Below are 16346 nucleotides of genomic sequence, written 5' to 3'. Positions count from 1 at the left end.
ATTAAAATGGCATAAATGCTCTTCCTAGGTCAAAAAATCCGAAGGATTCTTTATATGCTCTAAATAAATGTCCGGTAAAACGATCGTAAATCTCGGCCATACTCATCATCATTTTTGCCTGAATCTTTATATTCTCAGCAAAAATATCATGTATTACGGTACTCGGTATAACATATACATCTGCATGATCTGAGAAACATACAGCATTATACGGTCTATTTGTCCCCTCTAATATTGCATTATCTCCAAAAGTTTCCGTTGCTTTTAAGTGCACTAAATCTTCAAACTTGTCTTCAATATCAATATTAAGAGTTACGATACCACTATTGATTAAGTATAAAGCCTGACTAGGATCTTCTCTAAAAAAGATCACTTCGCCTTTAGTATAATGTCTAAGGTGTAAATGAGGAGCAAATTTGGATAGTTCTTCATCCGATAGTTTAGAAAAAAGGATCCCTCTTCTCATAAAATCAAATAAAGATCTTTCTTCTGCAGTATATGTCTTTTTGAAAATATTGATCATAACCAAAACTACAATTTATTTTACAGTAATTTGAAATAGGGTTGCAGGAAATTTATCAATTCTCAATAATTCTGAGTTTCTCACAGCAATTACAGATAAAATTTTCTGTTTTGTATCTTCAATAATAAGAGCATTACTTCTTAAATAAAAAGGTATACCCTCATCTTGTAGTAAATCAAACACTTTTTTCGATTTACCTTTCATTCCAAAAGGCTTTATCTTATCTCCTTTTTCAACATTTCTAATCCAGAAAGGAAAGTGTTTATCTTGCAGATAAGTCAGCGTTTTATCCATCGCTTTCAAATCATTAATTTTAACCTTTTCGACTTTAATAAAAGTATCATTCAATTGATATTCACCTTCCTCTTCAATAAATAATTTTTCAGAAGATTGATCGTTCATTTCATTTTCAAGCAAATGGAAAGAATTATCTGGTAAAGTATAAACAACATATTTATGATCAGTGGAATAGAAAGTCAATGCTGTTTGATCTAAATGATCATATAACTTCTCCACTGTTACATAATCGAATTTAAATTGTTTTAAATGGTAGTAGAGATAAATCATATGGTGAGATTCATCGATATAGGCCTTACTTTTCACATGATATCCTTTGTCGATTCTTCTCCAACATTCTTTTTTGAAATTTTCTACTTCATGAAAAAATGCTGCTTCTACTTTTCTAATTTTTTTTGATGTTGTAGCAATCGAATCCTGTACTTTAGGATTGATTTCTTTCATCAAAGGAATCAACTCGTTTCTAATTTTATTACGAGCATATTTATTACTTTCATTCGAAGAATCCTCCCTCCAATCTTGATTATTTGATTGAACATATTTCCTGATACTTTCTTTATCAGTAAATAATAATGGACGAATGATATTATCTCTCTTAAAACGTATGCCATGCAAACCTTCTAGACCTGCACCTTTAATCAAATTATACAAAACGGTTTCTACACTATCCGATTGATGATGAGCAGTAGCTACAAAATCAAACTTGTATTGTTTTATCAACCCATTAAACCAATTATATCTTAATTCCCTTGCTAAAACTTGTGTCGATTGTCCTGTGATATTTTTGATTCCTAATGTATCTACTTCTTCAACATAAAGAGGTATTTCATGTTCTTTAGCAAACTTGCGAACAAATGATTCGTCTTCATTACTTTCCTCCCCTCTTAAATGAAAATTCATATGCGCTAAAGCAAAGGTAAAACCGGCCTCTTTTAATAGTAAAGCAAGTGCTACAGAATCTACTCCTCCACTAAATGCTAACAAAATTGAATGCTTTTTAGTAATACCTTTATGATTAATAAAAGTTAAAAATTGGTCAATAAAATGGTTTTGAATGTCTAACATATGTGTCAGGTTAATAATTTAAGAATATTACCCCTTGATTCTCATATTAAATCAAAAAGCTTAACTACAAATAATACAATATCTATGGTTTTTTGATAAAACAAGGATAAATTTGCAGGCTTGCAAAATTAAAAATTTGCTCGATCTATTAAAGAAGAAACTTTATTATGAAGAAAAAAATCTTTTTCAACATATCTCTAATTATATCCATTTTACTTTCGTTGAATGTGTTTTCACAATCTTCAAAAGGTGATAGAGTTCAAATTTCTGCTCCAAGATCCAAAGGTATCTCTGGTTGGAGGATTTTTTACGGCTCTCCACAACAAAGAGTAAAAATGGTTCAAAAATCAACCACAATCTATTGTGATGAAGCTCGTCAGGAAACAAAAACTGAAAAGGTAATCGCAACTGGAAGAGTAAAAGTGGTGGATAAAAAAACCACAATTACCGGAGATCAATTAGATTATGATAAAAATAAAGGTGTAGTAATTATCACAGGTAAGGTTGTAAAACTTATTGATGATGATGTTACACTGATCACTGATAAACTTTATTATTACACAAGTACCAAAGACGCCAAATATCTCACAGGAGGTAAAGTTTTACAAGAAACAATGGTGTTGACTTCTATTGAAGGTTACTTGAAGAAGAAAGAACTCATCTTCGTGAAAAATGTAGTCATGGACGATTCTGTGAAAGAACAACATCTTGAAACAGAAAAATTAATCTATGACAGACAAACAAAAGATGCCGTTTTTGAATCTAGAACAAAAATTGAAAGTAAAGACGGTGATGTTGAAGCCAATGCCGGTACATACAATACCGAATCTGGCAATGTACATTTTGAAGGTTCTGCTGTAGTAGAAAATGAAAAATACATTCTTATTGGTGATAAAATTGACACTAATAAAAATACTGGTAATTCTGAAGCAGAAGGTAATGTTATCTTTTTCTCAAAACAAGACACTGCCCTTATTTATGCAGATGTAGTTGTAAGAGAGGATAGCTCTACTTTTGCGTATGGAAACGCTTTAATGAGTAAACCAATCAAAGGTAATTGGATGGACATGTATTATCTAGCTGCCGATACTTTACATTCTATTAATGATACCACTACAAAAGAGAATACTCTTTATGCTCATTATAAAGTATCGATGTGGAATAAAGATATGCAGTCTAGATGTGACTCATTAATTTATTTCTACAACGACTCAATGATCTATTTTTATAATGATCCTAGAATTTGGGCTCAAAAATCTCAAATGACTGGTGATGTAATACGTACTGACATTACCTCTAAAGGGGTTGAAAGATTGTATCTGAATCGTAATGGATTTATTATATCAGAAGACACCATCAAAAACTTCAACCAGGTAAAAGGCAAAAAGATTATTGCCCATTTTGAAAATAATCAACTTGATAAAGTAGATGTTAAAGGAAATGGTATGACAAGGTTCTTCCAGCTTACTGATGATAAAAAGAACATTTATGCATTAAATAAATCTAGTTGCCCTTTAATGACCTTATACTTTGAAGAGGGTAATGAGGTGAAAAACATTAAATACAATGCTAGATCAAATAGTACTGTATTACCACCAAGTAAGATTCAAGGACCAGATAAATTCTTACCTGGCTTTAAGAATAGATTTGATGAAAAACCTGAAAAAGAAGAATTACTCCAAAGAGTAAGAACCCGTGATGACCTTACAGATAGTATGCCTAGAGATCCTTCGGTAAGTAAAGACGAAATAAAAATTCTTTGGAATGGCACTCAAGTTTTAAATAAAAATTATAATGGAGAACCCTTATACATTGAACGTTTAAAACAAATGAGGAAGAAAAAAGCTCTTGAAGAAGAAAATACAAATGATGATAATTAATCATCTCAATATATTATTAAACAATAAAGGCTATCTCATTGTATTGAGGTAGCCTTTGTTGTTTAAGAGCTAGTAAGTACTGCTATCAAAGAAGGAATAAAAGTTGATCAACAAACTAAAATTCAAGCATAAAAAAAACACATCTCAATTAAATCAAGATGTGTTTTTTCGTTGTAGACTACTACTTTTGATTAGTATCTGTTTTATCTACTACTGGTGCTTTCTCTCTATTTGACAGCTCCCAAGCAGTAGCAAAAACTAACTGTGCTCTATTTGCCATTTCTTTAAACTGAATTTTATCTACCGTATCAGTTGGTTGGTGATAATCTTCATGAGTACCATTGAAATAGAATATAACTGGTACATTATGTTTTGCGAAATTATAATGATCAGAACGGTAATAATATCTATTAGGATCATTCTTATCGTTATAAGTATAATCGATGGTTAAGTCTGGCTTAAAAGTCTTAGACACTTCTAAGTGTATATTATGTAAATCTGTCGATAACATATCCGAACCAATTGTATATACAAAGTTTGGATTGTCTTTATGATCAGCATCTCCTCTACCTATCATATCAATATTTAGATCTGCAATAGTCTGTTCCATTGAATAAATAGGGTTTTCAGAATAGTATTCAGAACCTAACAAACCTTTTTCTTCTCCAGTTACGGTCATAAATAAGATAGATCTTCTCGGGCCATGCCCTTCTTTCTTCGCTTGAGAAAAAGCATTTACCAATTCTAAAAGACCTGTTGTACCAGAACCATCATCATCTGCTCCATTATGAATTTCTCCATTAATAATTCCCACATGATCGTAATGTGCAGATATAACAAGAACTTCATCTTTAAGGTCTGTTCCTTCCATAAAACCTAAAACATTTTCTGTAGGAACTCGACGAGTTGAATATTCAGCATTAATACTGATATTGAAACTTTCATGAGCAGGTCTATTTCCTTTCTTAAGGTTTTTCTGAATCATTTTATTCCACTTCGCCTCATCTTTATTTAACATTGCTATGAATGTAGATGGCTTTGCTAGAATTACACCAAAGCTTTTTTCTTCTTTACTGCTATCAGGCTTTTTAAAAGATAGTTTTCCTTTTTTCAAGAAACTTGCATATCGTTTTGTCTGAGTCAAATATTCCTCATCTGAATCAGAAAGAATGATTGCAAAAGCGGCACCTTTTTCAGCTGCTAATCTAGCTTTTTGTCTTAAGCCTTTTGCTTTATCATCTTCTTCAAGATACTCTTCAGGAGAGTTTTGATAAAAAACTACACCTTTTCCTTTAATATCAGCATTAGCATAGTCATCCATTTTAGAAGTTGAATCACCATAACCAACAAATACAACTTCAGTATCTTTATTTAAAGAGAAGTTACCATAAGGAAATAAATCGTCAAATAACTCTACTTTTTTATTATTTGCAGTGATATCAAAACGACTGTATTTTGAAGAATAAAGATCAAATTGTTGAAAATATGGATTAGGATTGTCTTTTACAGGACCAACTAGGCCTTGTGACAAAAAATACTTTGCTATATAATCAGCAGCCATTTTTTGACCTCTTTCCCCTGTCTCTCTACCTTCATATTCATCTGATGCAATAATAGATAGGTGATCTTTTAGCTCTGCTTCAGTAATGGTAGACATATACTTTTTTAAAAGCGTAGCATCAGATTCTAGTTCTAATTCCTGAGCACTTACAGTCCCAAAAAACAATGAGAAAGCAGCACCAATTAGTGTAATTTTTTTCATTAAAAAATGATCAGTTAAAATAATTGAATTGTGTATTTAAAGTTCGGAAGAGTAAATCGGTTAAGGAACTGGAATAGTGTGTGCATCTTTTGGTGAAGACAACACAATCATGGATTGCAAATCATCCACTTCCTTGATTTCACTTAATTTGTTCAACAATACTCTTTGGTATTCTTCTATATCAGTTGTAATTACTTTCAACAAATAATGACTATTACCTGTAACGTGATGACACTCGATAACCTCTGGTATTTGATCTACTTGTTTTAAGAAAGATGTATGATTTTCTTGATTGTGTTTTTCAATTTTCACATTCACGAAAGTAGTTACACCTAATCCTAAAGCTTTAGTATTTAATTTGGCATGGTAACTTTCAATGATACCAGAATTTTCTAATTTTTTTACCCTTTCCAACGTTGGAGCTGGAGATAAATCAATTTCTTTTGATAATTGGGCGTTGGTTATTTTTGCCTGCTTTTGAAGAATATCTAAGATCCTCCTGTCAGTATGGTCTAATCTAAGTACAGCCTTTTTCATTTAATACGGTATAAAAGTAGTTGTCAATATGTTTGGCAAGTAATAATTCGAAGTTTAAATTATATGTGTTATAATTTGACATTATAAATAGGTGAAAACAAAAATTTATTACCCAAACTATAAATCGTAATTGTTAGAAAAAAATAGAAGTAAATCTCTAAAAATTACCGAAAAGCAATTTATAATAATATTTCGTCATATACCAATTTGACCAATTTAAATTTTGATCAATTTACAATATTACTATTTAAGGAGTGTTTTGATTTTTTTGATATTGAATGTAGTTCATTATCCCTTTCAAATAACTGTCGGCAACCTCTATTACTCTAGGAGATATTTTATTGGTTTTAAAATCATTTCCGTTAAGGGCTCTCAATTCATATTCATTGTCTTGTAATAATGGTTCTCCATAACAAATGGGACTATTTAAAAGACGACATAACCTTAAATTTCTAGCATAAATCCCATTACCTAGAGACATTCCCACTGTTTTTAAATACCTAGGTTCATTATGAGGTCCGACTGCAGGTACATTTAATGTTTCTTCAAATTCTCTCATAATAAATTTACTCAAATAGTAGGAGTCTTTTGTATAATCACTAATGAGGATCCTTAAAAAATCGTAGCGATCACGTTTTGATTTTAATTCTTTAGCCATAAAAGAGCCTGGAACAAAGACCATACTGAAATTTCTTCTCGAGGGCTTTTTCCATCCTGAGTTTAACTCATCTGCATTGTAATGCAATACAACAGTTACATCAGGTTTAAAATAATTGATAGAATCTGCTCTCATCTCTAAATCATCCTGCAAATAATATTGACGATATATCCTTGATTCTGGAGAATGATATAAGATATGCATCATTTGTTTTTTGGTAAGTTTCTGACCATATAACTTACTCTGCAAATGTTTTTTCTTCCATACATTGTATGTTTTTTTTGAGGCTCCTGCATTAACAGCACCTTGACGGGTCATATATACTTCTGCTCCATATTTTTCTAAGCTATCTTTTAAAACATAAGCAGTGGTTAATGTAAGATCTCCTTCTCTTAATTGAATCTTAGTTCCATCCTCTAACTTCATATCAATAAACCTCCCCTCTACTTTTGCCATCTTCATGTCTGCAGCAATATGTCCTGGGTCTATGGCTACTCTTATACCCGATAAGGGCTTCATAATTGTAGTGGGTGTAATATTCGTAATGCCTTTCAATATATTGATAGACATTCGGGTATCAGAAGTAAATGGTCTCACTCCTTTTGTACAGTAAACTTGATATTGATATTCTCTATCAGAAAATTCAAAAACGTCTTTTAAGACAGATAGTTCATCCCAACTAACAAAAAATTCGGGTTTTCTTTGTTTTCTATGAAGTGGAGATGGATATAATGTTATACCTGCTTCATTAATTGAAAAATACTCATGCAATTGAGGACTTTTAACCAAGTATTTATTGGCTCTCCTTTTGTAATACTCTGCAAGCTTTGCATTTATCTGGGCATGAGAATCTGTAATCAACATTGACAAAAACAATGTGATCAAGAAACAAAGACCATATTTAAAAGTAAAGCGAGACATTTTTTATTCGGGGGTGCAATTAAATTTCAACAAATTTACGAAAAACCTATCTAAACTTAACAAAGAATCTTTTACTTGATTAAGTCAATAACTATACTTCAAAAACATCTGTCAGTTGTATTAATCAAGATTTTTTTACAATTGAATATGATTATAAAAATTAAAACAAAAAAATACTCTTACAAAAAGTAAGAGTATTTTAAATATATAAGTTGTAATAATCACTAAATCTATACTAAAGTCTCATTGTAGAGCGCATTATGTAAAAGATTCAATGCTTCATTTTTATTTTTTGTAGGTACTAAGATTGATATATTATTAGCACTTCCTCCATAAGAAATCATTCTTACAGAAAGGTTTTCAATTGCATTTACAACACGAGAAACAACCGTTGTATCTTCAATTAATGATTGACCAACAACACATACAATTGAGTGATCATGGTCTACTTCTACTTTACCAAATTTCTCTAAATCTTTAATGATCTGTGGCAATGCATCCGTTTTATCAACTGTTAAAGATACGGCTACTTCTGAAGTAGTAATCATATCAATTGGCGTTTGGTGATCTTCAAAAATTTGGAAAACATTTTTCAAGAAACCATAAGCCATCAACATTCTAGATGATTTAATTTTAATAGCCACAATATCATTTTTCGCAGCAATAGATTTCACTGGTAATGTATGATCACATTGCGGTCCTATTACTGTACCAAAAGCTTCTGGTACCATTGTATTTTTCAAACGGACCGGAATTGATTTTCTCTTTGCAGGTAAAACAGTTAGAGGATGAAGAATTTTAGCTCCAAAGTAAGCTAACTCTGCTGCTTCATCATATGTTAAACATTCTACTGCTTTGGTATTTTCAACAAATCTAGGATCATTGTTGTGCATACCATCAATATCAGTCCAAATCTGAACTTCTTTTGCTCCTGCACAAGCGCCAATAATTGATGCTGTATAATCACTACCACCTCTTTTCAGGTTATCTACTTGTTCAAATTCATTTGTACAAATGTAACCTTGAGTAATGAATAGATCTATATCCGAATTTTCTTGTAGAATTTTAGTCAATCTGTTTTCGATTTCAGGGTACAATGGCTCACCATTTTCTGTACGCATAAAATCTAAGGCAGGGATTAAAGCGGAATTCACTCCTTTTTCCTGAAGATATAACTGCATTAACTTAGTAGAAATCAACTCTCCTTGAGCATGAATTTCTCTTTCTTCTAATTCAGAGAAACTATCTACATTGTAAGATTTTAATAGAGCATATTTCTCTTCCATTAATGCATTAGCTTCTTTTCTTGAAGCTTCCTCATGTAATAATTCAAAAATATGTTTGTCATATTTCGGACGAAAGTCTTCTACTAACTTGTCTGCTAATGTTTTATCATTGGCATAGTAAGCGTCGCAAATAGTCACCAAAGAATTTGTAGTACCAGAAACTGCTGATAAAACTACAATTTTTTGATCGCCGCCAACGATAATATCGCTCACTTGCATCATTCTCTCTGCTGAACCCACTGAAGTTCCTCCAAACTTATATACTAACATCGCACTATTTTTTGATAAACTTAATTTGTGTTTAATTTAATACGTTACAAAGATGGATATCGATGCTTTTGTTAAGAAAAATTCAAACAATAAATACCTAAATAACACATGGTGTTATATTTAAAACAATTAACTAATAACTTTCCCCATTTTTTGATATTTGATGATGAAAATTATTAAATTTGACCATTAACAATCACTTGATGACTATTTAATAAATTATATACTTGCACCTTGTTAAGAGTATTCAAATTTCTTATTAATAACAAGGTACAATTATCCGCTCGTTATGATGAAACTTTCTTATTTCAAACTTTGCATAATTGGATTACTATTTTGTGCGTGTAGTCCTGAAACTAAAAACATAAACAACGACCATGTAGCATCTAATGAAATACTACATGAGTATGCTGTTCCTGATTCAGAATTTGGCGACATTCAATCTCCAATTAATATCTTAACTGATAAGGTAGATGGAGTTGTAAATTCTAAATTAAATATTGAGGCACACTGTAATGCTGTAGAAAATAAAGGGCATACAGTTCAACTTGATTTTGATTCTACATCACAACTTGTTTTTGATGAAGTAAAGTACAATTTTAATCAGTTGCACTTTCATACACCATCAGAACACCAAATTGATGGCATTACTTATCCTATGGAAATGCACATGGTAAATGTTTTAGCCAATGAGCATTCTGATAAACCTCATTACTTAGTAATAGGTATCCTATTTAAAATGGGTAAAGAAAACCCATTCATCAATGAATTTTTAAATAAGATTCCTGGAGATAAGCATGGTATTGCAACAGTTGCTGATTATGAGGTTAACTTAGAAGATCTATTTGGTAAATATGGTTGTGAAGAAATGAAACATTATTATCACTATAGTGGATCATTAACTACTGCTCCATACACTGAAACAGTTTCTTGGCATATTAATCAAATCATTTTTGAAGCTTCTGAAGAACAAATTCAGTTGTTGAATAAAATTGAAGGAAACAATGCTAGACATATCCAAGCTTTAAAAGGTCGTCATGTCGAAAAAGAAGATTTGATGGTTACGGCTAAAAAATTATAAACTGTTTTTAATACAGTAAAGAAAGGAGTACTTTTGAAGTACTCCTTTTTTTTTCAATATGAGAATCGGTATAATTACTAGTAACGACACTGTATTAAGTTGTTTTATTCAGCCTCAAATCATGGATCATCATCACTTGATTCATTTTGATTCTGAAGAAAAATTTCAAAAAAATGATCAACATCTTGATGTTATCTTCGTAGATGACGAATTAATTAATTATTCATCTATTGATATCAATACCATTGACTCCTACTTAATATCATCAATAGATAGCTATTCCTACTTTAAGAAAACAAAGGCTTTTGGTTTTTCTTCCTTTTTATTAAATGATGATCAGTTAGAAATCAATATTTTAAAATCTCTAGTAAAATATCAAGCTACTTCTACGTCTTCACTACCCACCGATTATTCATACCTTATCAAAGGGAAATCTGAAGCGATGAAAAAGGTATTTGATGTAATGGAGAAAGCAATTAAAACCATCATCAATGTAAATATTGTTGGTGAAACAGGTACTGGTAAAGAACTGATTGCACAAGCAGTACATCAAAATTCACCGAGAAAACTCAGGAAGTTTGTGGCTATTAACGTTGCTTCTATACCTAATGAACTTATAGAGTCTGAATTATTTGGTTATGAAGAAGGAGCTTTCACGGGTGCTACAAAAAGAAGAGAAGGAAAATTTGAAGAAGCTGAAGGGGGTACTTTATTTTTAGACGAAATCGGTGAACTTCCTCTTGACTTACAATCAAAATTATTAAGAGTATTACAAGAAAGAGAAATAACTCGAATTGGTAGCAATGAAGTTATTCCAATTAATGTACGTTTGATTACAGCTACTCATAAAAATCTATTAAATGAGGTCAGTGAAGGTAAATTTAGAGAAGATTTATATTATCGTTTATTAGGCCTACCCATTGAATTACCCCCATTACGAGAAAGAAAAGAGGATATCATTCCTCTTAGTCAATTCTTTATTGAGAACTACATATCAAAAAATTCAAATATACCTCAGAAATCATTAACCAATGAAGCCAAACAAAAATTGGAAGATTATTCTTTTCCTGGGAATATTAGACAATTAAGAGCTTTGATTGAATTAGCTATCACTTTAGCAGATGAAAATGAAATTAGAGGAGTAGACATATTGTTAGAAAAAGTTGAATTTAAGAAAGACCTTCTTGAAAAAGAACGAACTCTTGAAGAATATAACATCGAAATAATTGAATATTTTTTGAAAAAATACAAAGGTAGAGTAAATTATGTAAAAGACATCCTGAACATTAGTAAGTCAAAGATTTACCAATTGATCAAAGATGGCAAGATTAGCAGATAATTTAAATTTATAATATAGCCCATGAGTACTGTTCAGAACCCAAAAATGTACGATTTAACACAATTACAGGCACTTTCTAGAGGTGACGATAGTTTTGTAACAAAAATGATAGATTCTTTCCTTACAAATCTCAATGAGGGCATGGAGGAGATCAACGAAGCAAAAAGTTATAATGATTGGTCTACAATAGCAAAAGTGGCACATAGATTAAAACCATCATTTCAAATATTAGGAGTTAGTTCTTTATCTGATGTAATCTTACATCTTGAAAAAGATTATCTATTGGACGATTTCGATGAAAAGGGTTATATCGAAATTATTAATACGTTTTTGACAAGTAGTAGTATTCTTAAAGACCAAATTCAACAATTTTTACATAATTAATGTGAAAACTGACATGTGTCACTATGAGAGCTGATTTTAGTATATATTTTTGTAACAAAATTATATCTGAATATTATCAAACTCTCATGAAAAAAGTAATCTTTAGTAAGTTAGCTCCATCACCATTGGGCCCTTACTCACAAGCAATCCTAAACAACGATACTCTTTACGTTTCTGGTCAAATTGCAATTGATCAATCTACAGGTAATTTTGTGTCTGATGGTATCGAAAATGAAACACATCAGGTAATGAAAAACCTAGGCTATGTTCTTGAAGCAGCAGGAATGGACTACAGTAACGTTGTTAAATGCAGCATTTTCGTACGAGATATGAACGATTTCGTAAGTATTAACAACGTATATGCTACCTATTTTGAGGAAGCAACTGCTCCTGCAAGAGAAACTGTTCAGGTAGCACGTTTGCCAAAAGATGTAGGCATAGAAATCTCATGTATTGCTGTTAAGTAATATTAACCGCATACTAACCACATATACAAACAACAATCTCGTAATAAATAAGATGACGAATTCGATTTACATCAGTACTGCAGAGCCAAATAGTGGCAAAGCATTAGTTGCGTTAGGAATTTTAGAAAATTCCCTTCGTAAAAGTTCAAAAGTAGGTTTTTTCAAACCTGTGATTGGAGATTATAATTCTGGAAAAGAAGATGAACATATTTCATTAGTTATTGATCATTTCGGATTAGACCTTAATTATGATGAAGCTTACGGGCTTACATTAAAAAAAGCTAACGAATTAATTTCTCAAGGTAAAAAAGATGAAATGTTAGAGATTGTGATCTCTAAATATAAACGTCTTGAAGAGCGTTTCGATTTTATCCTTATCGAAAGTTCTGATTACAAAAACAGTATCACATTAGAGCATAGTTTAAATATTGAATTTGCTAAAAACTTAGCATCTCCTGTACTTATTCTTACTAATGCACACAATAAATCAATTGATGATTGTATTGATGCATTAAGAGTTGCAATTGATGATTTTGCTTCTAACGATTGTGACGTCATTGGATCAATTGTTAACCGTGTCAATACTGATATCATTACTGATCTTGACACAGAATTGGCGAAACAGTTCAAAGGGAATAAAATGTTACTTACAACAATCCCTGCTGATGATAGAATGTCTAGCCCTACAGTAAGAGATATTGTAGAACATACGAATGCAAAAGTACTTTATGGTGAGAAAAACCTAGATGTACTTGTGGATAATATCACAATTGCAGCAATGCAAATGCAAAACTTCTTACCTAAAATCAAAGAAAACTCTTTGGTAATTACTCCTGGTGATAGAGGTGATGTTGTTTTAGGTACTATCTCAGCACACAAAGCACAGTCTTACCCTAACATTTCAGGTATGCTTTTAACAACAGGTTTAGAACCTGATGATTCTATTAAGCACTTGATTGAAGGTATGCAAGATATGTTCCCTATCCTATCTGTACCAGAGAACACTTACTTGACTGCAAATTTTGCCAACGAAGTACATGCTTCTATGAGAGCAAATGATTTATCAAGAATTTCTTATGCAAAAGAATTATTTGATAAACACGTTGACTCGAAAATCCTTTCTGAATTACTTGCTCAAGTAAAAGTGAAGGGAATGACTCCTAAGATGTTCCAATACACTCTTACAGAAAGAGCACGTCAGAAAAAGGCTAGAATTGTTTTACCAGAAGGTAATGATCACAGAGTACTTGAGGCATCAGCTATTTTAGCTTCTCAAGATATTGTTGATATTATCCTTTTAGGTAATAAAGAAGAAATCATAGATGTAGCTAGAAAAAATGCTATCACTATCGATTTTGATAAAATTGAGATTATCAATCCTGTTGAATATGTTAAGTTCAGTGAGTATGTAAATACTTTATATGAATTAAGAAAACATAAAGGAATGAACTTAGATATGGCAACTGATGCAATGTCTGATGTTTCTTACTTCGGTACTATGATGGTACAAATGGGTGATGCTAATGGTATGGTATCTGGAGCAGTTCACACTACTGCAGCTACTATCCGTCCTGCACTTCAGGTGATCAAAACTAAACCAGGTACTTCAGTAGTATCATCAGTATTCTTTATGAGTTTACCTGATCGTGTTTTAGTTTATGGTGACTGTGCTGTAAACCCTAACCCTAATTCTGAACAATTGGCAGAAATTGCAATTTCTTCAGCAGAGACTGCAATTGCTTTTGGTATTGAACCAAAAATCGCCATGTTATCTTACTCTTCTGGTTCATCAGGATCGGGTGAGCAAGTTGAAAAAGTAAGAAAAGCAACAGAAATTGCAAAAGAAAAGCGTCCTGATCTTAAAATCGAAGGCCCTATCCAATACGATGCGGCTGTAGATCCAACAGTAGGTGCTCAAAAAATGCCAGGTTCTGAGGTAGCAGGTCAAGCTAATGTTCTTGTGTTCCCTGATTTGAATACAGGTAACAACACTTACAAAGCCGTTCAAAGAGAAACAGGTGCAATTGCAATTGGCCCAGTTCTTCAAGGTTTAAATAAACCTGTAAATGATCTTTCTAGAGGTTGTTTAGTTGAGGACATCTTGAATACAGTTATTATTACTGCAATTCAAGGAAATCAAGCTTAATTGTTGGTTGAATTTATAGTAAATCTTAGATTTACTTCAAATATATTAAGATTACCTCTTACGTAGTAAGGGGTAATCTTTCTTATTTTTGCTGAAATATCATTTATAAATATTCATATAAAAATGAAAATCCTTGTAATTAATGCAGGTAGTTCATCTCTGAAATATCAATTGTTTGAGATGGATGGTACGCAAGTATTGTGTTCAGGTATCGTTGAAAGAATCGGTCTTGAAAATGGAATCATTACTCATAAAACTTTCGATAAAGAAGGTAATGCTACTAAAACAAAAAAAGAATTACCTATTCCTAACCACAACATTGGTTTAACTGAGGTAGTTGCTTTATTAACAGATGCAGACAACGGAGTAATCCAGAATACTGATGACATTCAAGCTGTAGGACACCGTGTTGTTCATGGTGGTGAATTCTTTAGTGATACTATGGTAATTACTGAAGAAGTTGAAGCTAAAATTAAAGAATGTTTTCAATTAGCTCCGCTTCACAACCCTGCCAATTTACAAGGAATTGAAGATTGTAAAGCAATTTTCACAAAAGCTACTCAAGTTGCTGTATTTGATACTGCTTTTCATCAAACTATGCCTGGTAAAGCATTCCGTTATGCTGTACCAACAGAGTTATATGAACAACATGGTGTACGTGTTTATGGTATGCATGGTACGTCACATAAATATGTTTCAAAAGCAGCTATTGATCATTTAGGACTTCAAGACAAAGATTCTAAAATCATTACTGTTCATTTAGGTAACGGATGTTCAATGTCTGCAGTTAGAAATGGCGAATGTATCGATACATCTATGGGCTTCTCTCCTCTTGATGGATTGATGATGGGTACTCGTTCTGGTGATATTGATCCTGCTGTTGTTTTCTATTTAATGGATAAATTAAATATGAAATCTGATGAGGTATATGATCTATTAAATAAAAAATCAGGTATGTTAGGTGTAACTGGCGATTCTGATATGAGAGATATTGAAGATCGTTTTGCCAAAGGTGATGAAGTAGCCATTCTTGCTACTCATATGTACACTTACCGTATTAAAAAATATATTGGAGCTTACATGGCTGCTCTTAATGGTGCTGATGCTATTTGTTTCACTGCTGGTGTTGGTGAAAATGATCATGGTATTCGCCATTATGCTTCTATTGAGCTTGAAGGTTTAGGAATTGAATTAGATGCAGAAAAGAATAACAACTTAAGAGCATCTGATATTGAAGAAATTTCAACTCCAACTTCTAAAGTAAAAGTATTGATTGTTCCAACTAACGAAGAGTTAGAAATTGCACAACAAACATTGGCAGTTTTGAACTAATCAATTCCTATTATATATATCAGAAAGAGCAAGTAAAATTACTTGCTCTTTTTTTGTTTAATTTTTTTATTAAAACGTTAAACAAAATATAAGATTTTAAGTTTAGTTATTATGGAAAAAATATTGAACTCTGAAGATACTGATAGAATCATTCAAATGGCATGGGAAGACAAAACTCCTTTTTCCGCAATCAAGTACCAATTTGGTCTATCAGAATCAGAGGTCAAAGACATAATGATGAAAACACTCAAGAGAAGAAGCTACATTTTGTGGAGGAAAAGAGTGAATTCAGGTAAAAGCAGTAAACACTTGAAAAAACGTTCAAGTGAAATGAAAAAATTTAAATCGAACCATCAAAGGCTCATTACATTCAATAAATTAAGTAAACGCTAACTCTT

At 31.8% G+C, this 16346-nt stretch carries 14 protein-coding genes; 8 read left to right on the top strand and 6 right to left on the bottom strand.

Annotation, left to right across the window (positions count from 1 at the left end):
* Position 1: 1 nt before the first annotated feature.
* Positions 2-523 carry a Crp/Fnr family transcriptional regulator gene (locus tag NH26_RS02765; RefSeq protein ID WP_044223930.1) on the bottom strand — a complete coding sequence of 174 codons (522 nt, stop codon included), beginning with the start codon at positions 521-523 and terminating at the stop codon, positions 2-4.
* Positions 524-538: 15 nt separating this feature from the next.
* Positions 539-1885 carry a tRNA lysidine(34) synthetase TilS gene (gene tilS / locus NH26_RS02760; protein WP_052432026.1) on the bottom strand — a complete coding sequence of 449 codons (1347 nt, stop codon included), beginning with the start codon at positions 1883-1885 and terminating at the stop codon, positions 539-541.
* Positions 1886-2052: 167 nt separating this feature from the next.
* On the opposite strand from tilS, the gene NH26_RS02755 reads away from it, so the two are divergent.
* Positions 2053-3765: an OstA-like protein gene (locus tag NH26_RS02755; RefSeq protein ID WP_084812042.1), complete on the top strand. Its 1713-nt coding sequence runs from the start codon at positions 2053-2055 to the stop codon at positions 3763-3765.
* A 181-nt stretch (positions 3766-3946) separates the two neighbouring features.
* Here the strand turns inward: NH26_RS02755 and NH26_RS02750 are convergent, their stop codons facing one another.
* The 4 genes from NH26_RS02750 to NH26_RS02735 form a co-directional block, all read right to left on the bottom strand.
* Entirely contained in the window at positions 3947-5527 is a 1581-nt protein-coding gene (locus NH26_RS02750; RefSeq protein WP_044223928.1) for a M28 family peptidase, read from the bottom strand.
* A 60-nt stretch (positions 5528-5587) separates the two neighbouring features.
* On the bottom strand, positions 5588-6064 hold the full coding sequence (locus NH26_RS02745) for an Lrp/AsnC family transcriptional regulator (RefSeq protein WP_044223927.1): 477 nt from the start codon (positions 6062-6064) through the stop codon (positions 5588-5590).
* A gap of 247 nt (positions 6065-6311) precedes the next feature.
* Positions 6312-7643, bottom strand: a complete 1332-nt coding sequence (locus NH26_RS02740; protein ID WP_084812041.1) for an N-acetylmuramoyl-L-alanine amidase — start codon at positions 7641-7643, stop codon at positions 6312-6314.
* Between the two features lie 230 nt (positions 7644-7873).
* The gene (locus NH26_RS02735; protein ID WP_044223925.1) at positions 7874-9199 is read right to left on the bottom strand and encodes an aspartate kinase; all 1326 of its coding nucleotides are present in this window, start codon (positions 9197-9199) and stop codon (positions 7874-7876) included.
* Between the two features lie 292 nt (positions 9200-9491).
* Here NH26_RS02735 and NH26_RS02730 point away from each other — a divergent pair, with 292 nt between their 5' ends.
* From NH26_RS02730 to NH26_RS02700, 7 genes are all read left to right on the top strand, one after another.
* Positions 9492-10280 (top strand): carbonic anhydrase family protein, encoded by a 789-nt coding sequence (locus NH26_RS02730; RefSeq protein ID WP_044223988.1) that lies wholly within the window; start codon positions 9492-9494, stop codon positions 10278-10280.
* Between the two features lie 58 nt (positions 10281-10338).
* Positions 10339-11619, top strand: coding sequence for a sigma-54 interaction domain-containing protein (locus NH26_RS02725; RefSeq protein ID WP_044223924.1), 1281 nt, complete (start codon positions 10339-10341; stop codon positions 11617-11619).
* Positions 11620-11640: 21 nt separating this feature from the next.
* Positions 11641-12003 carry an Hpt domain-containing protein gene (locus NH26_RS02720; protein ID WP_044223921.1) on the top strand — a complete coding sequence of 121 codons (363 nt, stop codon included), beginning with the start codon at positions 11641-11643 and terminating at the stop codon, positions 12001-12003.
* 86 nt (positions 12004-12089) lie between these two features.
* A complete protein-coding gene (locus NH26_RS02715; protein ID WP_044223918.1) occupies positions 12090-12470 on the top strand; it encodes a RidA family protein in 381 nt (126 codons plus the stop codon).
* A 52-nt stretch (positions 12471-12522) separates the two neighbouring features.
* On the top strand, positions 12523-14616 hold the full coding sequence (gene pta / locus NH26_RS02710; protein WP_044223916.1) for a phosphate acetyltransferase: 2094 nt from the start codon (positions 12523-12525) through the stop codon (positions 14614-14616).
* A 123-nt stretch (positions 14617-14739) separates the two neighbouring features.
* Positions 14740-15948: an acetate/propionate family kinase gene (locus NH26_RS02705; protein ID WP_044223913.1), complete on the top strand. Its 1209-nt coding sequence runs from the start codon at positions 14740-14742 to the stop codon at positions 15946-15948.
* Positions 15949-16059: 111 nt separating this feature from the next.
* Positions 16060-16341: a TIGR03643 family protein gene (locus NH26_RS02700; RefSeq protein ID WP_044223911.1), complete on the top strand. Its 282-nt coding sequence runs from the start codon at positions 16060-16062 to the stop codon at positions 16339-16341.
* Positions 16342-16346: the final 5 nt, after the last annotated feature.

It is taken from the genome of Flammeovirga pacifica (assembly GCF_000807855.2).
Lineage (GTDB): Bacteria > Bacteroidota > Bacteroidia > Cytophagales > Flammeovirgaceae > Flammeovirga > Flammeovirga pacifica.
This window is presented reverse-complemented; position numbering and strand designations above follow the sequence as displayed.